This is a genomic window from Vibrio sp. nBUS_14, assembly GCF_051201655.1.
In the GTDB taxonomy this organism is placed as follows: domain Bacteria; phylum Pseudomonadota; class Gammaproteobacteria; order Enterobacterales; family Vibrionaceae; genus Vibrio.
Genome location: NZ_CP179207.1, coordinates 1,048,107 through 1,072,043 on the forward strand (window position 1 = coordinate 1,048,107; position 23,937 = coordinate 1,072,043).

A 23,937-nucleotide genomic window follows, 5' to 3' on the forward strand; every position below is an offset into this window, starting at 1 on the left:
CAAAGCGGTTACTTAAAAATAAAGCGATAAGATAAAAGCACAAAACAAGAAAACATGGCCAACCACCAAAGCTCATTATGCTGTGCTTGGCACGAATGGTACTTTAAAGCGTATTTCTTCGTATCAGTATGGAAGCGAAATGAAGATGAACAAGATTGAATTCAATATCGACCCTGTCGCAGAGTGCAGTGTTCTAGTTACATTGAAGCTGGCTTGCTTCTCAAACGTCACGCAAAATGTAGCGCACAGTTCAAGTGCAGATGATTCTCGATACATGGCTCACTTTTCTGAAGCCATTCGAGAAAATTTCGCGTCAGTATTAATGAACGTGACACCGGCTTACCACACAATATTGGTGGATTACCTTCCTTACCGAATATCTGAACAACAATTGGTTAAACAACTTAACACCCTACTCACTCAATCCTTATCGACACTTGCAAAAAAACATTCCCAATCAAATGTTGTTGAACTGCCCGCCTATTATTCTAAAGAGACCGCACTCGATTTAGAACGATACCAAGACAAAGGGCTATCGTTAGATTCTGTTATTGCTTATCACACCTCGCGAACATATCACGTTAGTGCAATTGGCTTTATTCCTGGCTTTGCCTTTATGTCTGATGTGCCTGATGAACTGGTATTGCCACGCCATGCAACTCCGCGTTTAAGTGTGCCTAAAGGCAGTATTGCTATTGCAGGTTCAAAAACGGCTGTTTATCCATCTGACTCACCGGGTGGATGGAATATTATAGGTAACTGCCCTCTATCTCTGTTCGACTATGGCCAATTAACCAGTGCAGACATAGCCTTGCAAGGTCTCTCATTATTGAATGTTGGCGATAGCGTGCAATTTAAAGCCATCACTAAAAAAGAGTTCATTGAACTAGGAGGCGTGCTTAATGGTTAAGCCAACACTTACAGTACTTAAGCCGGGTCCAATGAGTTTGATTCAAGATTTTGGACGATTTGGTGTCGCACACCTCGGTTTAACACAAGGAGGCCCAGTGGATGATTACTCTTACAGTTGGGCTAATCACCTATTACAAAATCCCGTAAACTTAGCCGCGTTAGAAGTTACCCTAGGACAATGCGCTTTCAAGATCGATCACGATTGTGAAATGTCGATATGTGGCGGAGACTTGCAGGCGGCTTTAGATGGCCAGAAGCTTGATAACTGGAGTACTTTTCAAGCTCGAACTGGGCAGGTTTTATCCTTTGGATTACCGAAGAATGGCCTTCGAGCCTACTTAGCGATTAAGGGAGGATTCGATGTTCCCGTGACTCTAAATAGTCGTTCTACGGTTACACGAGAAAAGATTGGCGGTCTTACCCAAAACGGTGAACCTTGCCAACAAGATCAGAAGATAGCATTCTCGACACATCCTCTCACTCAACCTTTCAAGCCCGTGAGTGTCACGTTCAGATACAAGCCGAACTATAACCTGCCTCTGAATTTACGCATTATTGAAGGTTATCAATGCAATCTGTTTTCCGAATCTGCGAAGGAAACGCTCTATCGCTCCTATTATCGTGTTGACCAGAATTCGAACCGTATGGGTTATCGACTCAGTGGCGAGCCTGTCGCTTCTCCTGATGTTTCTTTGTTATCTGAGGGAATTGCACTTGGGGCAATTCAAATCCCACAAGACGGGCAACCTATCGTGCTATTGAACGACCGACAAACCATTGGTGGATATCCGAAGATTGGTTGTATCGCTCGAATTGACTTACCGAGGTTAGCTCAAGCAAAACCGGGGCATGAAATATCGTTTAGTAAAGGCGATCGCTTGGGCTTACAAGACGTTTGGTGTCAATGGGCGCAGTTTTTCGGTTATTGATACTTTTGCTCTCGATGAATAACACTCGATTAATGGCAAAAAATTAGATGTTTAAATTGAAAAATCCAGCTTACTGTTTGCAGCAAGCTGGATTTTGTATTTGGTTATCATGGTTTAAGGTCAAGATATAAGGTTCTAAGAGAATTAGACCCGATTTAGCCGTGATCTTGCCCTGATACCTTCGCAAGCGCATCTGGATAACCGCGCTCTTGAGTTAATCCTATCGCTCTGTTTTCAATATCATTTAGATTAAGTGACATTGTCACTGAGTGCGCATCTTCAATCGATATTGACTCAGTTATATCAAACCATTGTTCAGCAACCTTTTGTGCCGCTTCTAACGTGGAAGACGCTTTGACGACTTCAAGTCGAGCATAGCGCTCACCGCAGAAAGACACGTCTGAAGCTCTCAAGCTTGGGTCCGTTCCCGGAATTTGCTGCGCGCCGAAAAGCGGCTTGCCGCCAACTTCTGCAGAAGTAAAGCTTGGAATGAACTGAGACATATGAGTGATCGCCGCTCGCGTTCTCAATTCAAGTTGCTCTTCGCTCCAACCGGATACGATTTTTTTAAGAAGCTTAGAAGGTAACTGAGGTTGCGATGAATCCGTTGAAGATGAAACCAATCCGCCCTCAAATAGCGTAATCCCCTCTGTCATGCCATGAAGCTGGAACACACCATCAGCATACGGCGTTAATTGCGCCATGCCTTGCGGAGTACCTCTTGGGCCATGAAAGATAACTTCTGGCCACTCTTCCTTGCATTCTTGTGAATATGGCCACTCAGTAACGTAGGCGGCTTTAAACTCAACCAGTCTTTGTTGCTTAGATCCAACAAAGTCATCGACAATGCCGGTCTCGAAACCACTCGCATTAATCAAGTAATCTGCCGTCAGGTTACGGCTTTGATTTTCGCGGTCTGTGTAAGTTAAAGACCAGCCTTCATGAGTCGATTCAACAGACTGTAAGCGGCTATTGGTTAACACAGTGCAATTCGATTGTTTATCAAGGGACAACTGAGCTGTCGCGGACAATCGGAATACACTCCATCCATACTCTTGAACCATCGCAACGGGGTATTTGAGCGTGTCCAAATCAGTGTGTTTAGCAAAAGGAATACACCAATCATCGAGTGATGTAGGCTTCAGAGGCTGCGTTTTTTCAGAAAGCGCTAACAAATCCTCTTTGTTATACAGCTTGTAATACTCTTCCGGATCGCCAAGCACTTGATTGCTTTTATCTTGTTTAACAAGATCCGCATACGCTTGTTTGATGAGCTTGAGGCGAGGAAGTAAATCCGTCGGCTCGCCGCCATCACTATGTGGCACAGCGATGATTGTTGGTCGAATATTGATCGTGTGAGGGAATAGTCGGACAGTATCAATCGACTGCGTGAGCAATTGGAGACACTGCTCTACAGAAATATCTCGATACAAATTGCCGCCAGCGTGCAAGTGGCAAATGGGTGGCCCATTAACCAAACTTGGCCCTTTTTCCAAGATAATGACCTTAAAACCCAGCTCACTAAAATGAATAGCGCTTGTGGTTCCGGCAATACCGCCGCCAACAATGGCAATAGAAGGTTGATTTGTATCCGTTTTGTTGTGGTTCATCGTGTTCTGTAGAATTAGATTAACTGCCTCTATTCTACTTTTGTTCGGCGATGAATTAAATCACATTTTTATCAAGGTCTTAGCATTCTGCTTATTAATGTCAATGTAAAAAACAAAAATAATCTCTTGACTTAATAACTCTAGATTGAGGTTTGAAGGTTATTCTAACAGTCAGATTTGTCCTAAGTGACGCCACATAAAGGCTGTCTCAATACTCGTAAAACCCCGACGTTAACTTATCCCTAAAGTTATCCACCGTTTTTGTGGATAACTGTTGATAACGTTCTTGCTAAGTTGCGCAAACCCTTTATTTACAGGGACTAACCGATGTTCATAAAATCGGCGATATTGGACAATGAGTTTTAATTAATGCTGAGAAAGGTCCATTTTAAGGTGAGATATGTCTTGTGAGTCACACGAGTTGGTTAAATAAAAAGCGACCTATCGCGAGTGACCTAAAGATGTAAATAGGTATTCGCGGCTAGACCGCTTTAAAAAGTGTGGGTGACGTACGTTAGTCACCCAACTTTACTTAACTAATATCGTTTTAGTGACTATCCAAAATCTTTGTTTACTGGCGCCAACAAACGTTTAATCAAACTGCTGACCACCGCTGCTAAGGTCATGAAAGTCAGCACAGGCAAAACAATCCATAACATTGGGTGAAGTGATGGTTCTAATTCGAAGCCAAAGTTCATCACGCCAGCGACACTGAGTTCTGAACCTAAAGCTGCAATCGAGCCCGCCACCAGTGCCATCAATCCATATTCACACCAAATGGTATTGAGAATACGTTTCTTACTCGCCCCTAAGGTTCGATATAAACGAATCTCTTGCTGTCTCTGAGATAAACTCAATCTTAGCAGTGTGAAGATTAACAACAGCCCCGCGACCACGCCAAGTGCCGCAAGCACGGTTATTGACCAAACGATTTGTTTAAGCAGCTCTTGTATCTTGCTGCCCATCTTACGAATGTCCATCAAACTCACAGTCGGGTGATTTCGAGATAGCTCGTTAAGCATTTGGTTGTGCTGCTCTTCTAACCTGAAGCTTACCAACCAAGTAGAAGGAATCGCACTCAATACATCCGGTGTAAAGATGAAGTAGAAGTTTGGCTTCATTTCACGCCACTCTACCTTCCTGATGCTATTCACGTTAGCCACAACGCTCTGACTGTTTATCGTGAAAGTGAGTTCGTCACCAATCTCCAAGCCTAGCTGTTCAGCCACTTCAGATTCGACGGATACACCTTTCTCTTGAGTCCAAGCACCTTTAAGCACTTCGTTATAGACTGGTAGAGCATCTCCCCACGTAAAGTTAATCTCTCGGCTTAGTGCATCTGTCCCTGCTGATGTATCACTGTACTCGTTCGCTTCGACTCCGTTTATTGTGGTTAAGCGGCCACGAATAATTGGGAACGCCTGAGTACGCTCTACATTGTTGGCATCAATGGTCACGAGATATTCGTCTTTCTCATAGCTCGCGATGTTCAATGCAAACGCATTTGGCGCGTTTTCAGGTAAGGTTTGTTGCCAATCCGACAATAAATCGCTTCTCACTAGCCAAATAATCGATAGCAGCATCAAAGACAACGCTAAAGACCCGAACTGAATACCGGTAGCAAAAGGTGTGCGATTGATTCGACTCAACGCCAAACGCATCGAGGTTGATGTCGGTAATTTGCCAAACAAGCGTAAAACCACATTACTCACGACCGCCAATACTAAGAACAGACAAGCGATCCCGGCTAAGACAATCCACACCAACAAGTTGTCGCCGTACATCAACATCATTGGAATAACAGGCACAAGCAACAACAAGTATTTCTTATGGCTTTCACGTAATTGGTGGTTTGATTGAATAACGCTGATAGCTGATGTGTTGACCAAACCTATTAGTGGGATACCTAACGCGGGCACACCAATCAAGATGCTTGATACGATAGCCAGTATTGCAGGCTCAGCGCCATAACTCGGAAGCGGTGTAGGCAATAAGTCTCCAAGTGGAATTCGCAATAAAAACTCTAAGCCAATACCAATGGCAATACCCAGTACAGCACCAATAACGACTAACAGAGATAGCTGTACAGAGAGCCATTTAATGATCCACTGTTTACTCGCACCTAAGCTTTTAAGCATCGCGATGGTTTTTCGACGACTCGCCACATAATGTTGGCAAGTCAGTACTAAAGTGGTCGCGGCCATGATCACTACGATGGCTACCGTTAGTGATAAGTATTGAGTGGTGCTTTCGAACATCTCATTGGTACGACTGGCTGAGTCTTGTGTGCGCCAACGATCACTTGGTGTCAGTTCGATACTGTCTTGTGCGGTTTTGAGTTTCGATTCATCGCCATTTAAAAACAGTCTAAAACTAACGCGGCTGCCTGGTTGGATAGCGCCTGTCGCCTCAACATCGTTATTGTGAATCAGAACAGCAGGCATTTGTTGGAAAGGGTTGAAGCTCAAGCCCGGTTCTTGCGCGATGCGCCCTGTGATTGTTAAATTTGCATTACCTATCGTGACATTGTCACCTATCTCAACTTCTAACTGAGCGAATATACGCTCATCAAGCCAAAGTTCACCCGGTTCAACATGATTGCTTGCCGCATTATCCGCGCCTTCCAGTATCATTTCACCGCGTAAAGGGTAATTGCTTTCTACAGCTTTAACGGTAACCAACTGCATCGAATTATCACTGAATGCCATGGTTGAGAAACGAGTCAGCTGAGAGCTTTCTAACTGTTCAACCTGAGTCAGGTCTAATAAAGGTTGTGGGATTGGGTTTGCCGATACAAATACACTGTCGGCGGTTAACGCATCTTTGCCCTGCTTTACGATCACTTGTTCCATACGCTCAGCCAAAGCTGAAAGCGCGAACACACAAGCAATAATGAGCGTTAGAGCGATGGATACCGGCCATAGCTGACCATGTCGAATCTCTTCGATGCTCCATGAAAACAGTCGTTTGTTCAGTCCGTGTGATGAATTCAATTTACACTTCCTCTATGTGACCGACATGCATTTTCAAGGTTCGTTGGCAACGCTGTGCGAGTTTAGGGTCATGCGTGACGAGAACAAGCGTGGTGCCGTGCGATGAATTGAGTTCAAACAACAACTCGACGATTTTCGCTGCGGTTTGTTGGTCTAGGTTGCCCGTAGGTTCATCGGCAAACAAAATTTTAGGCTTAATCATAAACGCACGAGCCAATGCGACCCTTTGTTGTTCGCCACCTGACAGTTGACATGGCAAGTGATCAAGCCTGTCTTTCAAGCCCACTGATTCAAGCAGAGCCGTCGCGCGTTCGATGTCTTCGTCTTCACCTTTCAACAAACAAGGTAGCGTGACGTTTTGCAGTGCAGAAAGGCTTGGAATTAATAAGAAACTTTGGAAAACAAACCCAACGGATTCACTGCGGATTTTGGCTCTCGCTTCATCATCCAGTTGCGATAGAGGTTGGCCTAACAAACTGATTTCGCCAGAAGTTGGCACATCGAGCCCTGCAAGCAGTGTCATTAAAGTGGATTTACCAGCACCTGAAGTACCGACAATCGCAACCGTTTCACCCTCACGAATATCGATATCAACATGCTCTAAGATTGTTAAATGTTCTTGATTAGTAGACACTGTCTTGGAAACAGCTTCTGCTTTTATGATGGATGTATGCATGACTCGACTAATTTCCTTTCTATTTTTTATTTTATTTTCAACCGCTTCGTTAGCTCAAAGCTCTAATTCAGATCAAGTTTTCAAGTTATTGGTACTTGGCGATAGCTTGAGTGCGGGTTACAACATGGATATCAAGCAAAGCTGGCCAAGTTTGTTGCCAGACGCATTAGAAAAACATGATAAAACCGTGAACGTGGTCAACGGCAGTATTTCTGGTGACACAACGGGCAATGGCTTAGCGCGTTTACCGCAACTGCTTGAAGAACACGCACCAGACACCGTTCTTATTGAACTTGGCGCGAATGATGGACTGCGTGGCTTCCCACCTAAGCTGATGTCTGCGAATCTGGATCAGATCATCGAGCAAGTAAAAGCTGCGGGCGCGAAACCTATTATGATGCAGATTAAAATCCCACCGAACTACGGCAAACGTTACAACGAACAATTCGAGTACGTTTTTATATCGCTGTCTGATCAACAAGATGTGCCACTTTTGCCCTTTTTCCTTGAGCATATCATCCTCAAACCTGAGTGGATGATGAACGATGGACTGCATCCAAAACCAGAAGCTCAACCTTGGATCGCTGAATTCGTCGCCGAAGAATTATATCAGTATCTTTAGGTTTTAATGGTCTAGCTCAATAAATTTTACACAGCTTTACGTTAGCCTGAGTGCATATCACCGCTAACTGTGAGGTTATTTATGCTGATCGAACCTATTATCAAGGGTGTGGTAGCCAAAAGCGCTCACCCTATTGGCTGTAAAGAAGCCGTCAAACAACAGATCAAATTTGTTAAGAGTACGCCGCAAATCAAAGATGGCCCTAAACGAGCCCTGATCATCGGCGCATCCTCCGGCTTCGGCCTTGCCGCTCGTATCGCCCTTACCTTTGGCGGTGCAAAAGCTGACACTATCGGCGTCTCATTCGAGTGCGGTCCTAACGAAAAATCCTTAGGTACTGCTGGTTGGTACAACAACATCTACTTTAGAAAAGAAGCCGAACGAGAGCAGCGCACTGCGATCAACATCGTTGGCGATGCTTTTTCACAAGAAACACGCTCGCAAGTTGTCGAAGCCATCGAAACTTACTTCGAAGGTGAAGTGGATTTGATTATCTACAGCTTAGCCGCTGGTGTAAGACCGAAACCAGATTCCGAAGAATTCTGGCGCTCTGCGATCAAGCCAATCGGTGAAAGCGTCACTGGCGCGACTATATCTCTTGAGCACGATCATTGGGTAACCAACACGCTGGAAGCAGCAACCGAAGAAGAAGCCGAAAGCACACTCAAAGTTATGGGTGGCGAGGGCTGGGAAAACTGGATAGACGAGCTAATCAACGCTGAATCCATTGCCCCAGGCTGTAAAACCATCGCATTTTCTTACGTAGGTCCAGAAGTGACGCATCCTATCTACTTAGATGGCACTTTGGGTCGCGCTAAGATCGACCTTCATCAAACAAGCCATGCGCTAAATCTCGAACTAGCCAACTTTGGTGGTAATGCTTATGCGACCGTGTGTAAGGCACTAGTGACCAAAGCCAGCGTATTCATTCCCGGTTTAAGCCCTTACTTACTCGCTCTTTATAAAGTGATGAAAGAAAAAGAGACTCATGAGGGCTGTATTCAACAAATGCAGCGTTTATTCAGCAGCAAGCTATATGGCCAATCAAAAGTGCCACTTGATGGTGAGCGTTTGATACGAATGGATGATTGGGAGTTAGCCACTGAAACCCAAGCTCATGTGACTGAGTTACTTGAAGCGATGGACGAAAACAACTTCCAATCAATCGGCGACTATCAAGGTTTTAAAGAAGAGTTTTTACAGTTGAACGGGTTTTCTCAACCATCGATAGACTATAAACAGAAACTTAACACTCAAGATTTTATAAAGTTAAAGCCTTAATCGAAACTTATCTCATTACTGAGACTCGGATTCACATTTAAAAACCTCTGCAAAATTTCGGAGGTTTTTTTCTGCAACTTTTCTTATACTCAATTAGGGTAATATTCACAGTCTATTTGGTTTCATCATAATTAACACAGGATGTGTTGATGCATTAAGCATAATTGACACGGAGTCATATGAAGAAAATTAAAACTCTAGATTTAAACATCCCAGACGACATGAAGTCAGGTTGGCAGAGCATTGTCGACTTGCTGGCTCAGATCACTCAGGTTCCAGCCGCGCTTATCATGCGTGTCCATAGTAACTCCATCGAAGTTTTTTCAACCAGCTCTAGCGAAAATAACCCCTATGCCCAAGGCGACTCCGAAATATTAGGCAATGGGTTGTACTGCGAAAGTGTCATGGAATCTCAGCAACATCTCATTGTTCCTAACGCCTTGGCTGATCCCAAATGGGAAGATAATCCTGATATCAAACTTGGTTTGGTTTCTTATTGTGGTATTCCGCTACTTTGGCCGAATGGCGAACTGTTCGGTACGATATGCATCTTAGATTCTAAAGAAAACCACTACACGCCAACCTATATCAAGTTACTCGAAAGTTTTCGTACTTCAATCGAATCTCAACTCAAGACTTTGTTTCAGCACGCGAAACTGACTCAGATGAATAAAGAGTTGAAAAACCGCGTTTACACTCGAACTAAAGATCTCGCGAGCCTAAACTACTCACTCAACCAAGAGATTGATAAACGCAAAGCAGCCGAACAAAAAATTAACTTCCAGAAGAATCACGATCTTGGTACCGGCTTTTTGAATCGTAACGCTTTTGAATCTCGCTTAAACCAAAGGTTGTCTACACAGAATAGACTGACCGATTGTTCATACGCTGTCATTCATATCGGCTTTACCAATGGTCGACGCATCCAAGCACGATATGGTTATAACGCATTAGATCAAGTACTGGTTGAATACCGCCAGCGAATCGAAAGCATCTCCGATGTTGAAGTTTTCACGGCGCGCCCTACTTCTGTTGACCTCGTATTGGCGTTCAGTGTTAAAGATTTACAACATCGCCTAGAAGAACTCTGCAAGAGTTTGGTTAATGTCGGCCATTCTGAGTTCGACATAGATAATGACAAGGTCCATTTGCATGCTTTCATCGGCATCGCGATAACTGACAACGAAGATGATGCAGAAAGCATTCTCCAGAAATCATCAGAAGCCATGCTCGCCTGTAAAGACTCGGGGCAAAAGTATGCTTATTACTCTCAGTCACATACTGAAGAGCAAAGTCACCTGAATAAGATCGAAGGTTATTTATTACACGCAGTTCGAAATGACGACTTGATGCTCTATTTCCAACCGAAAGTCTGCCCGCTCACTCATCGCTGGGTTGGCGCAGAAGCGCTGCTACGGTGGAGGCACCCTGTTCTTGGCGATATCTCTAATGAAACCTTGATTCACATGGCGGAACAGAATGGTTTGATTTTCGAGGTTGGCAGTTTTGCGTTACGTAACGCGATTGAAAAAGCCAAAGAGTGGTCGCAATACGTCGATGACTTCAAAATGGCAGTTAATGTGTCTGCCGTTCAACTCAAGAACGTACATTTTGCCGAGCAGGTTATTCACCTCTTAGAAACTTATCACCTTGAACCGCACTTTTTAGAACTCGAAGTCACTGAAAGCGGCCTGATCGCTGATGAAGTGGTTGCTAAGAACACCTTGGAATCTCTGCATGACATCGGTGTTACATTGTCACTTGACGATTTCGGTACGGGCTATGCCTCATTCAGTTACCTCAAGAAGTTCCCATTTGACGCAATCAAGATAGATAAGAGTTTTATCGACCAAATGTTGAACTCAAGCGAAGACAAAGAGATTGTTCGTTCTATTGTTCAAATTGCTAAAAAACTCGGCTTAAAAGTCACCATCGAAGGTATTGAGTCAGAAGTTCAGGAGCAATTCATCGTCGAAGAAGGCTGCGATATTGGACAAGGCTACCTCTACGGTAAGCCGATGCCCGGGCAAGAATTCGAACACAGCTTAGTCAATCAAAACTATTTGGGGTCAACTCGTTACGCTTAAAGCGAAAAAGAGCAGTTTGTTTTGGATTTAGGTCTACTTTCTCTTTACTCTAAAGGTGGTGATTTTTATAATCGCCGCCTTTCTGTTTTTATCTTCCCTTTATATAGGCATTCCTCGTTATGGATCAGTTGACTGCAAAGCTTAAAAAGCTCGAAAAACAAAACTTCCGCGCATATCAACAAATTAAAGGTCAATACGACTTTGCTGATTTCGAATTACACATCGACCACGTTCAAGGTGACCCGTACGCATCTTCTTCACGTTTTCGCGCAACACGCGCTTGGTCGTTAACAGGGTTAGGTTGGCTGAAAGAAAAGTCTTACGAATACCAAGTAGCAGCTCGTGATTTTATTGCACGTAGCTTCTCTGAATTTGCTAAGCAAGAAGCGACGGTGTCCATCGCACTAACGGGTCAAACTGTTTTGGATAACACATCAGTGGTTTTCACCGAGCACGGTATCGAAATCCGTTTTCGTATCGACCTACCTGCTGATGGCCGCAGTATTCTTGCAAAGAAAGCAATCAACATCATTACGTTCTATTTACCTAAGTTTATTCGTCGCGCAACGCTTGAACGCGAACTTAACATTGAAGCGATGATTAAGCATTGTGAAGCTGTTGAAGACCAAGATGCGTTACGCGCTCAATTGGAAGAAAACAACCTAGCGGCATTCGTAGCAAATGGCAGTGTATTACCTCGTATCGCAGGTAACTGTGATTTACCGATGAAAGGCGCGGTTCCTTTCCTAGCACCAGAGTCTTTGAGTGTTACCTTAAACACACCAAACCAAGGTGATGTAACCGGTTTAGGCATTCCTAAAGGTATTACACTGATCGTTGGTGGTGGTTTCCATGGTAAATCTACACTATTGAACGCCGTTGAACGTTCTATCTACAACCATATTCCAGGTGACGGCCGTGAAGGCATCGTGACCGCAACTGATACGATGAAGATCCGCGCAGAAGATGGTCGATGTGTACATAACTTGAATCTTTCAAACTACATCAACCATTTACCGATGCAGAAAGACACGTCTGATTTCAGCACACAAGATGCATCTGGTTCCACTTCGCAAGCGGCTTGGCTACAAGAATCTATTGAAGCGGGTGTACAAACACTCCTTATCGATGAAGATACGTCAGCGACTAACTTCATGATTCGTGACGAACGTATGCAAGCGCTAGTGTCAAAAGGGGCTGAGCCAATCACTCCGCTTGTTGACCGTATTGGTCAACTTCGTGAAGAGATGGGTATCTCAACTATCGTGGTAATGGGTGGTTCTGGCGATTACTTAGATGTGGCTGACACTGTAATTCAAATGCACGACTACCAGGCAGTAAATGTAACTGAAAAAGCACAAGAAGTGATCGCTCAACACCCTACTCAGCGAACTAACGAATGTGAGACAGCATTAGAAGCGTTTGTTCCTCGCTCGTTAAACCGTGCTGCACTGATGAACATTCTTACTGACGGTAAATTTCGAGTTAACGCGAAAGGCAAAGAGTCACTGCGTTTTGGTAAGGAGTTCGCGGACCTCTCTGCATTAGAGCAGTTAGAGTCAACATCAGAAGTGAACGCGATTGGTTGGGCTTGGTTCCAGTTTGCACAAACTCCAGGTTGGTCAAACAACCCTGCTAAAGAGTTTAGCGCTATCTTAAGCGATGAGTGGCACGTGAACATGCCAAACTACGGTGACTTGGCGAAACCAAGAGTATTGGATGTAATGGCAGCACTAAACCGAATGCGTAAATCTCAGTTCAAATCTTCGAACTCGACTAATATCTCGCGTTAAGTTAACCTTATCTGTATTACGGCTCTCATCTATGAAGGCCGTTTTTTTTGCTTGAAACTACCTCGAGCTTGTTTTCTCGATACACGTTTTCGCATACAAATAAGTCAATGTCCTGATTCTTTATTAAGAGATTAGCAACACGTTGAATGCAGAGCGTGCTTATATTTGCCATACGTTGATTTATCTCTGAAATACCAAGAATCATGACACAGCTTTTACAAAACCCTAGTGATATTCGGATAAAGTCGCGACACTACAAATGTAACTAAATGTAAAAGTCTGAGGTTTTGATGAGCTACAAACGCGTAAAAATGCGTGATCATAAAAGTGAAGTAAACCTGTTTCGAAATCGAGTCATCGTCGCGTTCGTAGGGATCCTGATCTTCACCCTCGTTTTAATTGGAAACCTATACAGACTGCAAGTACAAGATTTCAAAAGTTACCAAACTCGATCTGATGGCAACCGAATTAAAGTACTCCCTATCGCGCCAACGCGTGGGTTGATCTATGACCGCAATGGCGTGTTACTCGCTGAAAACCAACTTATCTTTGATTTAATCATGATCCCTGAGAAAGCGGATGACGTTGATAGCATGCTCAGCAAGCTCAATAAGTTTATCCCTCTCGATGATGAACAAATAGAGCGTTTCAAAAAACGTTATCACAATACACGTCGTTTTAAGCCCGTGACCATTTTGGAAGATCTGAACGAAGAAGAGATCGCTAAGTTTTCTGTTCAACAGTACCAATTCCCAGGTTTATCCATCGATACCAACCTCAAACGTTTTTACCCAAGTGGTGAAATACTTACCCACGTCTTAGGGTATGTGGCTCATATCAACGACAGTGACTTGAGAAAGCTTGATGAACAAGGGAAAGAATCGAATTATCAAGCAACAACGGTTATCGGTAAGCTTGGTGTAGAACGATATTATGAAGACATACTTCATGGCACAAAAGGCTATCAAGAAGTTGAGGTAAACAGTCGCGGTCGTATCGTCAGAACCATTAAATATGTACCGCCTGTTGCAGGTAAAGACATTGTCCTGAACATCGACATTGAGCTGCAAAAATATGTATTTGACCAACTCGGCAACCGAACTGGCAGTGCCGTGATTCTCAACCCTAAAGATAACAGTGTATTAGCAATGGCATCGAGCCCTAGCTATGACCCAAATCTGTTCGTGGACGGTATTTCGAGTAAAAACTATCAGACATTATTGAATGATCCTGCCCACCCATTGGTGAATCGAACAACCTTAGGCGTCTACCCACCCGCTTCGACCGTCAAACCATTTATGGCCGTTGCTGGTTTACAAGAACATGTTATCTCTAAACACACCATTCGTGATGATCATGGTTCATGGCAGATTCCTGGTTCTAAATCCAACTCGAAAGCGTGGCGAGATTGGAAACGTTGGGGGCACGGGCCTGTCGATGTTACACAAGCAATTGAAGAATCAGTGGATTCATTCTTCTATCAAACGGCCTTTGATTTAGGTATCGACCGCATTTCAACGTGGATGAACCGTTTTGGTTTTGGTAAACCGACAGGCATCGATATCTACGAAGAAAGCAACGCCAACATGCCAACTCGTGATTGGAAAATGATGCGCTATCGCACGCCATGGTATCAAGGTGACACCGTGCCGATTGGTATCGGACAAGGCTATTGGACTTCAACTCCATTGCAACTCGCTAAAGCAACGTCTGTATTGGTGAATCACGGTAAGGTAATGCCTCCCCACATTCTAAGAGCGACTTTAGAACATGGGGAAGGTTTCGATACGCAAACGCTCGTTGAGCCCAAACAGATGACATCGATTGAAGAAGTGCCCGATGAGATTTGGGATGTACCAATCAATGCGATGAGACTGGTCAATAACGGGAGCCGAGGCAGTGGTCGAAGAGCCTTCAAAGGCGCAGACTATGTAAGTGGTGGTAAATCTGGTACGGCACAAGTATTCGACTTAGCGAAGGATCAAGTTTACAACTCGAAGAAGTTAGCACGTCACCTACTCGACCACGCGCTTTATACCGCGTTTGCACCTTATGATAATCCTGAATACGTTGCGACAGTGGTTATTGAGCACGGTAATGGTGGTTCAAAAGTTGGTGCTCCTTACATGCGTAAGGTATTGGATTACGCATTTGAGCATAAAAGCGGAGTGAGTAAAGACAACTCATAGCTTATTGCTTATTGCTTATTAGTAACGATAAACACGAAGCCCTACTAATCACATGTGGGGCTTCCTTATTTCTTCTGAGATCTTAGTAAATCAAGTGAGCTAAGCTTGAGAATTGTTATCTACGCAACACATGCCATGCCTCGCACAATGTCTGAAACTTAGCTGTGTTGCCTTCATCCCTATCGGGATGCCAACGTAGCGCAAGGCGTCGCCATCTTTTGCGAATTTCTTGCTGAGTCGCATCTAATGGCAACTCAAACAAACTGAGTGCATGGCTTCTGTCCATGTCCGTTTCACTGCCACCGACAAACTTCTTGTATCGAGTCCAAAACTCATTCAACAGCCTTTTGACTTCGCCCTCATCCGCCTCATAGTTGAGCCAGTTGATGTAGTAGTCACGTAATGGATCTTGGAGGTTGATAGAATGAATACTGCCATGATAACGGCCGCTCATCAATTCAATGTCCATGGCTTGAACCTGCAACCAACTGTCTGGATACAAGGTCTCTTGCAATTGATAGAGCGCGTTCATGATTAAGAAGTTTTTCTTAAATAGCTCTTTTTCAGGTACGGGATCTAACACAGGCACCAAACCCAGATCATTAAGGTGTGCGGCCAAGGTATGCACTTTCCATCCACTTGGCTTTTGCTTGAGCACTTCCATAATTGGCCAAAGTAACGGATTTTCCATGTGTGTTTGGAAGTTAGGGCTAATATCCTGATGACTTGGTGATTCTGAGTTGTCTAACATAATAAAGTGGGCTCGTTACCATATGCATTTGAGTGTCTTATTAATTGAAAGCGATTTACGCCAGTTTGTCGAGTTTCAAATCAAATAAAAATCAATCCGTTGCACCCGATAAACAAAAAGCCAGCATTACGCTGGCCTTCAAGAATATACAGTTAACTGATATAAGCTTTAACTGATTAGATAACGCCAAGCTCTCTTAGACGCTCCATTAGGTATTCATTTGCCGTGTACTTATCAGACAGAACCACTTCTGGTTTCGGGTGCAAGAATAGAGGCAAAGAAATACGTGATTTCTCTTGGCGAGCACCTGATGGATTGATTACGCGGTGAGTCGTTGATGGGAAGTAACCACCAGACGCTTCTTGCAGCATGTCACCGATATTGATGATCATGTTACCGAAGTCACATGGCACATCAATCCACTCGTCATTCTGAGCTTTCACTTGAAGGCCAGGCTCATTAGCCGCAGGCAGAACAGTCAGTAGGTTAATGTCTTCATGAGCTGCAGCACGGATCGCACCTGGTTCTTCATCACCTTGCATTGGTGGGTAGTGAAGAACGCGAAGCAGTGTTTGTTCGCTGCCATTAATCATTTCGGAAAGCGCGATTGAGAACTTATCTTGTACTTCTTTTGGCGCATGCGCTTCAACCCAACCTAATAGCTCTTGAGCAAAAGCATTAGCACGTTGGTAGTAATCTAGAATCTGTTCTTTTAACTGTTCAGGCATCTGACCCCAAGGGTAGACGTGAAAGTACTCTTTGATGTCTTTTACAGTATGACCCTTAGCAACTTCAGACACTGAAGGTGGAAAATATCCATCTTGTGTTTCAACATTGAAGTGGAAGTTCTCTTTCTCTTCAGAAATAAAGAATTGGTACCAGTTCTCGTAAATTGACTCAACAAGCTCTTTCGGGATTGGGTGATTCTTAAGAACACCAAAACCCGTTTCACGTAGAGAGCGAACAAATTGTTCTGCTGCGTCGTCAGCAAGGTAATCGACAGTTTCCAGTTTCATGACTTTTCTTTTTTGTTATGTAGTGATGCAACGATTTTAAGGATCGCTTTGTTGTAAATCAAACTTTTGTGAAACTCTCGCAACCGTTTGTCTAGATACTGGGCGATAACGCCAGTTTTCAACAAATATGGTGATTAGAGCACAATTGAACGCTGTTCATTATTGTGTAACTATACATGAAACTAATACAGGATCTGATGATGACAATTACGCCACTTGCTCAAAATAGACCTCTACTCTCACTAACTGCTGTCTATCTTGTTATCTTTCTCTTTTCAGCCTTTGTTCCGTCTTCAAGAGCCGTTTGGATCGCTGAAATTGTCCCTGCTCTCGGTATTCTTGTCTGGGATATGGTGGTTCTCTACCAAGCTTACCTTTTCTAAGACTGCTTACGTTCTGATGTTTATTTGGTTGGTTCTGCATACGATCGGGGCAAAATACACCTTTGCCGAAGTGCCTTTTGATTGGTTCAATAGTCTGATTAGATCTGAGCGCAATAACTTTGACCGTGTCGCGCATTTCTCTATTGGTCTTTATGCCTACCCACTCGCGGAGTATTTGATTCGTAAGAAACAGGCTCAACCAGTGTTGGCTTGTTTCTTTGCTCTATTTGCCATCATGAGTGTGGCAGCAGGTTATGAGATTATTGAGTGGTGGTACGCGGAGGTTGCAGGTGGTGATGCAGGTATCGCATTCTTGGGCTCACAAGGTGATATTTGGGACGCGCAGAAAGACATGCTTTGCGATACAAGTGGAGCGATAGTCTCCTTGTTACTTCTCAAGCTTCAAGGGCAAGTCAGGGTTCATTGATACTAGCCATTTGGTTTTAACTTCATTGCCAGATTTGAAATGCCACAACACATGCATTATGTGCTGTGGCATTTTTTTCATCATGAACTTTTATTTTATAGCTACCGTTTACTTCATCATCACTTTGCCACCGATGAACTTATACGCTGGTGTACCTCGAACTAAAGTATCTCGTGCGAATTCGATACCACACTCAGGGCATACGCATGGCTCTGTCGTGAAATCTTCGACTATTCGTTCTTTAAAGCACTTTACAAGCGCACCTTTGCCGCCTTTTCGATACTTGAAAAGTTGTGCCTTACATTTAGCGCAGAATATCTGAACCGTTTTGGTCGGTTGTTTCTTGTTAGGTTTAGCCATAATAGTTAATGATTAACTTCGTTTCTCAAGTTTAGGGGCGAAAAGAACCAAGCTTATCCCAAGTAAAATGACAGTCGATGAGATAATAAATTGCATGGTGACAGGTTCAGATAGCAACAAAACGCCGCCAAGTGTCGCGATAACTGGAACAGAAAGCTGTGCAATGGATGCGATGACGGTATTCAGCTTTTTCACGACGTTATACCACAAGCTATAACCAATACCAGAAGCTACTGAGCCCGACAGTACTGCATAAATCAAACCTTGTTCAGTGATGGATATTTGCAATGCCACGCTGGGAATAACCGCTAACAGGCTTAATAACACAAAGAGCGCTAACGAGCTAAATCCAAAGTTGGCAGTCGTAGATTGCAACGCGTTTGTAAATTTTTTACCCGCCAATGTATAAATGCCCCACCCAATTCCAGCCAGAGCCATCAATATGATGGAGGTTATATCTGGCGAACTTGTCGAATCCGTCGGCATGAGTAAGTAAATGAGCCCAGAAACTGACAACAAACAACCACACCACTCTAACAATGACACTCTGTTGCCAGCTAGCAGGTGTGCGGCAATCATAGTGAATTGAACCGCGACAAACAGGACCAAAGCACCAAGCCCTGCCCCTAGCGTTAAATAGGCAAACGAGAAACCGAACATATAAACGAGTAACGCCACTATGGCGGTTAAATCAAACTGAGAACGAACCTTGCTATACATCGGTGTGTTGTTGACCGCTTTATCTTGTTTGCGTTTGGCGTTTGAAGATAAGGTTAATAAAATCAACAGGGTAAGCACACCCGATAAGATACGCACTATCGAGAAACTTAAAGGATCAATCGTTTGATCCATCAAAGCCCAACGACACAATACAGAATTGGCAGCAAATGCCACCAGCGTAATGAATGTGATAATCACGGTTTGCATTGCGTTATCCGAATCAAGTTATCTCTGATTTTAGTCAACGTTAGGTTTAACCCAAACTTGGCTAAAGTCGAACCAACCGAGTGCATTACACTTAGCGTTCTGCAGCGTACCGCATTGGTCTTTGTTTACGCCTAGCCAGCAGTGGAACATCGGGATCAACTGATTGCTTTGCACAAGTTGTTTACCGAGTTGTCTTGCTGGGAATTGCTCAAACTCGCCCGAGCGCCAACGATCAATCATGTGACACCATTGGTCAAAGTCTTCTGCCGGGCTAGATTCATCGAGAAAGCTGTAATCCATTAACCAACCGGCCAGCGCATCATCTCTATTATTGGCTATCCCCATTGGGTTAATCCAAATATCAACATTGTCGGCATGCGGAGGATCGGTTTCGTAACCGAAAAGCTCGACATCAACATTGTATTGCTTCAACACGGTGACGATGGCTTTAGCAAGTGTTGGAAACATTGGATGCTGACATTGATACGCCAATCTCACACTTGGTTTAGCGCTTGCTGGTGGACAAACGGGTGTTTTTAACTTGATGTCATACCAACCGGGTTTGATTCCGTAAGCATGCAGCACACCCAAGTCGATAACCGTTTCTTTTGGAATATGCACGAACAGATCTGAAGCATTCAAAGCATTCGATAGGAACTCTGCCCATGCTGGATCTTGTGCGATGCCCTTCTTTCTATTCAGTAATAAATACGTACAGCCTGGGTCAAGTTCAACTTCATCGCTGTCACCACGGTCTGCCATTATGGGTTTAGAAAGACTTGGATAAACCATTGATGAATAGGCCTCATCGACCACCCAAACTTCAACGCGATCAATCAACGGCCTAAAACCAAAATATCCGTTAAAAGCCCTTAGCACCAGTTGCTTCTCATCATTCTTTTCAATGCGGTAAGGGCCTGTACCAATCGGTCGAATATCGTAGTCTTCACCACGTAAAATCATCGGTAAGGTCACCTTAGCAACCGATTCAGTGAGTGCGAGTGGGAAGTACTTATCTGGACGCGTTAGAAAGACATCAACCACGCAATTAGCCGGTGATGAGACATCTTTAATATGAGAGAACATATTGAGTGGCTCGAGCAAAAGAAGCGTGTCCATAACGTGACTTGTTAACAGTGGTTCTCCGTTATGAAAACGAACGCCCGGCCTCAAGAAAAATCGCCATTGGCAGTCGTTAATCTTTTGCCATGAATGTGCGAGATCAGGCTGAAGCTGATCGTTCTCATCGAGGCGCGTTAGCCCACTGAACACCTGACACGTGATGTGTTGTTCAGAGCGTCGCATCGATTTAGTTGGGTTGAGCATGGAAAGTGGACGGTAGTAAGGCAAACGAATCACTTGTTCACCTTCTTGATACTGTACGCCCAAATAATTTTGAATCACTTGAGTAAGCTTGGCGGCATTGTGGTCAAGTACCGACAGCGCTTGCCCAATTTTACCTTCTTCTAAGTAGCGCCGTGCTAGGTTTTCGCTTACATCACAGCGATTCTGCTTAAAGATAAGCTGAGACAACTTACCTCGCCCCGCTGCAGGTAACCACTCTACCCAGCCCTCTTCTTCGAGTTTGTTAAGCACCATTCTGGCATTACGACGGGTACAACAGAGCACATCTGTTATGTCGTCGAGCTGAACATCAGAATCTTTACCATCGAAGAATTCAAACAGGGTTTCAAATTGAACGCGAAGTCTTGGGCTACTCATAAAGAGGAAAACTTATTCAAAGGATATTGAATTCAGTTTCCCTATTTTACGAGTCAAAATCAATCGAACTTATGTTTTTTTAAGAAGAGACTATAAATATGAGTCGGTTTAGCGGCCTTAACGGGAAGCGAAAGGCTTGAATAAACCCTGTTATAGCGAGTAATTACATCACATCGCAGCCAATTTCAGTGGCGATATCACGGAGCTGTTGTTCATTGTCTAATTTAATCGACCATTTACATTCTGAACCGTTGGCAGAAATAACGTTTGCCCCTTTTCCGATAAGCTGAATCGCATCAACTTGCGCTTGCAATGTAACTCTATGTTCACCGTCCAAACGAACAACCAACTCATGTGCCGTTGCAATGACTTTTCCACTTTTAAACGTTATGACCATGGATTTCTCGCACTAAAATAAACAGTTTGTATAGAGGTTAATAAGCTAAGGGTAGATTGATTCCTGCCCCTAGCCTTTGTTATCGAATCAGCGTTTGTGCTTCTTTACTGCAATGGTTAAACGGCTTGTGCAGACTAAGCGTTGACGCTCATCAGTGATGTTTATCTGCCATACTTGGGTAGACACGCCAAGGTGAATAGGCTCGGCAGTGCCAATAACATGCCCTTCACGCATCGAGCGAACGTGGTTTGCGTTAATATCCAGACCAACGCAATAGTAGCCTTCTGGTACACAGAAATTAGCCGCCAATGAGCCAAGCGTTTCAGCTAAAACTACCGATGCGCCGCCATGAAGCATGCCCAGCGGTTGGTGCGTAAAATGACAAACCGGCATGGTTGCCACCAAGGAATTATCGTTGACCTCAGTGTAAACAATGTTGAGGTGCTCAATTAAGGTATTTTTTGAGGTCGCGTTGAAGGTATCTAGGTCAACGGGCTTTTTCCAAATACTCATGTGGGTTCCTTAATTATTGACTTTGTTAGTGCATGAACAGCTTTAGTAACGCTAATGGTGACCTTTAAGATAACTATGTTCCTAAAAATAGCCATGTTCTTAAAGGTAGCTATGTTCTTAAAAACAATAGTTATCTTACAGCTATTAGTTATTACGCAAGTTGATGTTAACATGCATAAAAACCGAATACACAGAGGATATTGTATGACATCATGGACGAAGTTTACCTCGCTTCTCACACTAGCAGGCCTGACCGCATGTAGCGCTTCCCCGACAGGAAGAAACCAATTACTGCTTTTTTCAGATCAAGATATGTCTCAGCTTGGAGCACAATCTTTTGAGCAAATGAAGAAAGAACAGCCAATCAGTAAAGATGCAAAAACCAACGCTTATGTTCAGTGCGTAGCGAACAGTATTACTCAACACATCCCTAAGCAAGGCTTTAGTGATTGGGAAGTCGTTGTTTTTGATAGCGACCAAGTGAATGCGTTTGCCCTACCTGGTGGAAAAATTGGTGTATATACTGGTTTACTCAATGTTGCAGTTAATCAAGACCAACTCGCAACGGTTATCGGACACGAAGTGGCTCACGTTCTCGCTGACCACAGTAATGAGCGTCTATCTCAGTCTCAAATCGCTAATACTGGCCTATCTATTACTAGCGTCGCGTTAGGCGCATCAGAATACAAACAGTATCAGGGCATGACGATGGCTGCGTTAGGCTTAGGTGTTCAATACGGTGTTGTTCTACCTTATGGTCGAACTCAAGAATCTGAAGCTGATATCATTGGCTTAGAGTACATGGCTAAAGCAGGGTTCGATCCAAACCAAAGTGTTGATTTATGGAAGAATATGTCGAAAGCATCAGGTGGCAATCAACCTCCCGAATTACTTTCTACGCACCCTTCCCACAATACGCGTATTAAAGATCTCCAAGCGAAAATAAAAACGTTACCTCAATCTGGAACATCAAGGCCAAATTGCAAAGCGTAACTTTAATGCTAGATTAAATTTAGAGCCTCAAATACAAAAACGCCCTATCCATATTGGTTAGGGCGTTTTTAGTACATCAAGCTAATAAGTTATTCAGATAGCGTTAACTATTGGGTTATGTACCTAAAATTTGTAACGGTAGGCTGAGTAACTGATCGCCAGTTGATGCAAAGTACCAGATAACGCCGATTAAACTACTCACTAAGCCCACATACCAAAGGAATGATACGACTTGGCCATATTTGTCTAATGGCAATAAATGACTATGGTGACGCCCCTTCCATTCAAATAGGATTTCAACGCTACCCATGATCAATAAGAAACCAAATAAGGTTAAGTTCAACTGATAACTCAGCACGACACCAGCAACCGCTGCTGCCACACAAAGCACAATACCAAGCTCGCTGTTCATTGAAAAACTGATACTTTTCAACACATGCCCGCCATCGAGAGGCAAAATCGGCAGTAGGTTGAACAAGTTTAACAAGGCGTTAAATACCGCAAGCCCGGCAAAAAACATCTCACCAGTTGCCCAGTACAACACCATAAATATCAACGACAATATCAAGCCAAACAATGGCCCCATGATCGAGATCACCACATCTTGCCATCGCGTATTGATCTTTTCGTCGGATAACGCCAAGCCACCTAAGAATGGAATTAAATAGATGCCTTTAGTCTTCATGCCAAAGTATTTCATTGCTCTGATATGGCCATATTCATGAAACATCAGACAAGCGATTAAGGCCAAAGCGAACTGAATTGAAAAGAGCCATGAATAAGCAGCTAAACTCGCAGAGGCAAGTACCACCTTAATTAGCTTGGCACTCTTGAGGGCTTTCATACCCAGCGACACTAACCCAATCAAGCTAAAACGTTTCTCAGGCTTAGGTGCTACAACGGGCGTTTGTTGTTCGATATCTTTGGTATTGCGATTGCCTTCGGTGATGATTTGGCCATTAACAGACGCTTTGTATGTCATCTCAAACGGTTGCCATTGAACCAACGCCTCAACGTGACACTGCAACGTTTCTTCGCCAGATCGGAGCGTAAAAGTATGCGTTCTCGCATCATCTTGATCTGTCGTTGCATCCAACTGAGAGACCAACGTGTTATCCCAAAATAACTGTTGCCACCCTGCCATTGACCCCTCCAAACGAAGCGGTTTACCAAGAAACTCTATCGCGAGTAATTCCAAACTAAAATTCCAATTTAATGACTTTCTAAATGAACCAACATTATGCCGATTTAGCAATTAGCGGTAAACATAAACAAAGTTGTTACATATTGAGCAGTTGAACACTATTTGTGCCAATGAGATTTACAATCATTCTGGTCACACCTCCAACCACCAAT

Annotated in this window: 19 protein-coding genes and 1 pseudogene; 9 read left to right on the forward strand and 11 right to left on the reverse strand. The window is 43.7% G+C overall.

All coding sequences use genetic code 11. From position 1 onward, the window contains the following. Positions 1-139 precede the first annotated feature (139 nt). Together ACMAZD_RS22445 and ACMAZD_RS22450 are read left to right on the forward strand one after the other, a co-directional pair. Complete coding sequence (locus tag ACMAZD_RS22445; RefSeq protein WP_435249538.1) at positions 140-910, forward strand: 5-oxoprolinase subunit B family protein; 771 nt, start codon at positions 140-142, stop codon at positions 908-910. Then, complete coding sequence (locus ACMAZD_RS22450; RefSeq protein ID WP_435249539.1) at positions 903-1,841, forward strand: biotin-dependent carboxyltransferase family protein; 939 nt, start codon at positions 903-905, stop codon at positions 1,839-1,841. The genes ACMAZD_RS22445 and ACMAZD_RS22450 overlap by 8 nt, the downstream gene beginning before the upstream one ends. A 155-nt stretch (positions 1,842-1,996) precedes the next feature. Here ACMAZD_RS22450 and ACMAZD_RS22455 read toward each other — a convergent pair whose 3' ends face one another. From ACMAZD_RS22455 to ACMAZD_RS22465, 3 genes are all read right to left on the reverse strand, one after another. Beyond that, positions 1,997-3,451, reverse strand: coding sequence for an FAD-dependent oxidoreductase (locus ACMAZD_RS22455; protein WP_102269275.1), 1,455 nt, complete (start codon positions 3,449-3,451; stop codon positions 1,997-1,999). A gap of 554 nt (positions 3,452-4,005) precedes the next feature. Continuing rightward, positions 4,006-6,444, reverse strand: a complete 2,439-nt coding sequence (locus tag ACMAZD_RS22460) for an ABC transporter permease (RefSeq protein WP_435249540.1) — start codon at positions 6,442-6,444, stop codon at positions 4,006-4,008. A 1-nt stretch (position 6,445) separates the two neighbouring features. After that, entirely contained in the window at positions 6,446-7,120 is a 675-nt protein-coding gene (locus tag ACMAZD_RS22465; RefSeq protein ID WP_435249541.1) for an ABC transporter ATP-binding protein, read from the reverse strand. On the opposite strand from ACMAZD_RS22465, the gene ACMAZD_RS22470 reads away from it, so the two are divergent. The 5 genes from ACMAZD_RS22470 to mrdA all read left to right on the forward strand — a co-directional run bounded on the left by ACMAZD_RS22470 (position 7,119) and on the right by mrdA (position 15,092). After that, positions 7,119-7,742, forward strand: coding sequence for an arylesterase (locus ACMAZD_RS22470; RefSeq protein ID WP_435249542.1), 624 nt, complete (start codon positions 7,119-7,121; stop codon positions 7,740-7,742). The genes ACMAZD_RS22465 and ACMAZD_RS22470 overlap by 2 nt on opposite strands. Positions 7,743-7,823: 81 nt before the next feature. Continuing rightward, positions 7,824-9,023, forward strand: a complete 1,200-nt coding sequence (gene fabV, locus ACMAZD_RS22475) for an enoyl-ACP reductase FabV (protein ID WP_435249543.1) — start codon at positions 7,824-7,826, stop codon at positions 9,021-9,023. A 179-nt stretch (positions 9,024-9,202) separates the two neighbouring features. Then, positions 9,203-11,110 carry a sensor domain-containing phosphodiesterase gene (locus ACMAZD_RS22480; RefSeq protein ID WP_435249544.1) on the forward strand — a complete coding sequence of 636 codons (1,908 nt, stop codon included), beginning with the start codon at positions 9,203-9,205 and terminating at the stop codon, positions 11,108-11,110. A gap of 119 nt (positions 11,111-11,229) precedes the next feature. Further along, positions 11,230-12,903 (forward strand): P-loop domain-containing protein, encoded by a 1,674-nt coding sequence (locus ACMAZD_RS22485; protein ID WP_435249545.1) that lies wholly within the window; start codon positions 11,230-11,232, stop codon positions 12,901-12,903. Positions 12,904-13,193: 290 nt separating this feature from the next. Next, positions 13,194-15,092, forward strand: a complete 1,899-nt coding sequence (gene mrdA, locus ACMAZD_RS22490; protein WP_435249546.1) for a penicillin-binding protein 2 — start codon at positions 13,194-13,196, stop codon at positions 15,090-15,092. Positions 15,093-15,207: 115 nt separating this feature from the next. On the opposite strand, the gene ACMAZD_RS22495 is transcribed toward mrdA, so the two are convergent. Together ACMAZD_RS22495 and ACMAZD_RS22500 are read right to left on the reverse strand one after the other, a co-directional pair. After that, positions 15,208-15,843: a DNA-J related domain-containing protein gene (locus tag ACMAZD_RS22495; protein WP_435249547.1), complete on the reverse strand. Its 636-nt coding sequence runs from the start codon at positions 15,841-15,843 to the stop codon at positions 15,208-15,210. A 176-nt stretch (positions 15,844-16,019) separates the two neighbouring features. Beyond that, positions 16,020-16,859 carry an isopenicillin N synthase family dioxygenase gene (locus ACMAZD_RS22500; RefSeq protein ID WP_435249548.1) on the reverse strand — a complete coding sequence of 280 codons (840 nt, stop codon included), beginning with the start codon at positions 16,857-16,859 and terminating at the stop codon, positions 16,020-16,022. A gap of 200 nt (positions 16,860-17,059) precedes the next feature. Here ACMAZD_RS22500 and ACMAZD_RS22505 point away from each other — a divergent pair. After that, a pseudogene (locus tag ACMAZD_RS22505) lies at positions 17,060-17,669 on the forward strand (DUF2238 domain-containing protein). A 108-nt stretch (positions 17,670-17,777) separates the two neighbouring features. On the opposite strand, the gene ACMAZD_RS22510 reads toward ACMAZD_RS22505, so the two are convergent. The 5 genes from ACMAZD_RS22510 to ACMAZD_RS22530 form a co-directional block, all read right to left on the reverse strand. After that, positions 17,778-18,029: a hypothetical protein gene (locus ACMAZD_RS22510; RefSeq protein ID WP_435249549.1), complete on the reverse strand. Its 252-nt coding sequence runs from the start codon at positions 18,027-18,029 to the stop codon at positions 17,778-17,780. Positions 18,030-18,041: 12 nt separating this feature from the next. Further along, entirely contained in the window at positions 18,042-18,956 is a 915-nt protein-coding gene (locus ACMAZD_RS22515; RefSeq protein WP_435249550.1) for a DMT family transporter, read from the reverse strand. A gap of 30 nt (positions 18,957-18,986) precedes the next feature. Next, on the reverse strand, positions 18,987-20,678 hold the full coding sequence (locus tag ACMAZD_RS22520) for an SgrR family transcriptional regulator (RefSeq protein ID WP_435249551.1): 1,692 nt from the start codon (positions 20,676-20,678) through the stop codon (positions 18,987-18,989). A 163-nt stretch (positions 20,679-20,841) separates the two neighbouring features. Then, the gene (locus tag ACMAZD_RS22525; protein WP_076678655.1) at positions 20,842-21,075 is read right to left on the reverse strand and encodes a DUF3389 domain-containing protein; all 234 of its coding nucleotides are present in this window, start codon (positions 21,073-21,075) and stop codon (positions 20,842-20,844) included. Positions 21,076-21,162: 87 nt separating this feature from the next. Continuing rightward, positions 21,163-21,588 carry a hotdog fold thioesterase gene (locus ACMAZD_RS22530; protein ID WP_004730936.1) on the reverse strand — a complete coding sequence of 142 codons (426 nt, stop codon included), beginning with the start codon at positions 21,586-21,588 and terminating at the stop codon, positions 21,163-21,165. A 204-nt stretch (positions 21,589-21,792) separates the two neighbouring features. Between ACMAZD_RS22530 and ACMAZD_RS22535 the strand changes: the two genes are divergently transcribed. Continuing rightward, entirely contained in the window at positions 21,793-22,581 is a 789-nt protein-coding gene (locus ACMAZD_RS22535) for a M48 family metallopeptidase (RefSeq protein WP_435249552.1), read from the forward strand. Positions 22,582-22,696: 115 nt separating this feature from the next. On the opposite strand, the gene ACMAZD_RS22540 is transcribed toward ACMAZD_RS22535, so the two are convergent. Next, on the reverse strand, positions 22,697-23,779 hold the full coding sequence (locus ACMAZD_RS22540) for a site-2 protease family protein (protein WP_435249553.1): 1,083 nt from the start codon (positions 23,777-23,779) through the stop codon (positions 22,697-22,699). Positions 23,780-23,937: the final 158 nt, after the last annotated feature.

Coding starts and splice junctions, on each gene's coding strand:
- mrdA (WP_435249546.1), top strand. CDS start 13,194: ATGAGCTACAAACGCGTAAAAATGCGTGATCATAAAAGTGAAGTAAAC.
- ACMAZD_RS22510 (WP_435249549.1), bottom strand. CDS start 18,029: ATGGCTAAACCTAACAAGAAACAACCGACCAAAACGGTTCAGATATTC.
- fabV (WP_435249543.1), top strand. CDS start 7,824: ATGCTGATCGAACCTATTATCAAGGGTGTGGTAGCCAAAAGCGCTCAC.
- ACMAZD_RS22470 (WP_435249542.1), top strand. CDS start 7,119: ATGACTCGACTAATTTCCTTTCTATTTTTTATTTTATTTTCAACCGCT.
- ACMAZD_RS22485 (WP_435249545.1), top strand. CDS start 11,230: ATGGATCAGTTGACTGCAAAGCTTAAAAAGCTCGAAAAACAAAACTTC.
- ACMAZD_RS22530 (WP_004730936.1), bottom strand. CDS start 21,588: ATGAGTATTTGGAAAAAGCCCGTTGACCTAGATACCTTCAACGCGACC.
- ACMAZD_RS22535 (WP_435249552.1), top strand. CDS start 21,793: ATGACATCATGGACGAAGTTTACCTCGCTTCTCACACTAGCAGGCCTG.
- ACMAZD_RS22515 (WP_435249550.1), bottom strand. CDS start 18,956: ATGCAAACCGTGATTATCACATTCATTACGCTGGTGGCATTTGCTGCC.
- ACMAZD_RS22450 (WP_435249539.1), top strand. CDS start 903: ATGGTTAAGCCAACACTTACAGTACTTAAGCCGGGTCCAATGAGTTTG.
- ACMAZD_RS22445 (WP_435249538.1), top strand. CDS start 140: ATGAAGATGAACAAGATTGAATTCAATATCGACCCTGTCGCAGAGTGC.
- ACMAZD_RS22480 (WP_435249544.1), top strand. CDS start 9,203: ATGAAGAAAATTAAAACTCTAGATTTAAACATCCCAGACGACATGAAG.
- ACMAZD_RS22495 (WP_435249547.1), bottom strand. CDS start 15,843: ATGTTAGACAACTCAGAATCACCAAGTCATCAGGATATTAGCCCTAAC.
- ACMAZD_RS22520 (WP_435249551.1), bottom strand. CDS start 20,678: ATGAGTAGCCCAAGACTTCGCGTTCAATTTGAAACCCTGTTTGAATTC.
- ACMAZD_RS22500 (WP_435249548.1), bottom strand. CDS start 16,859: ATGAAACTGGAAACTGTCGATTACCTTGCTGACGACGCAGCAGAACAA.
- ACMAZD_RS22465 (WP_435249541.1), bottom strand. CDS start 7,120: ATGCATACATCCATCATAAAAGCAGAAGCTGTTTCCAAGACAGTGTCT.
- ACMAZD_RS22525 (WP_076678655.1), bottom strand. CDS start 21,075: ATGGTCATAACGTTTAAAAGTGGAAAAGTCATTGCAACGGCACATGAG.
- ACMAZD_RS22455 (WP_102269275.1), bottom strand. CDS start 3,451: ATGAACCACAACAAAACGGATACAAATCAACCTTCTATTGCCATTGTT.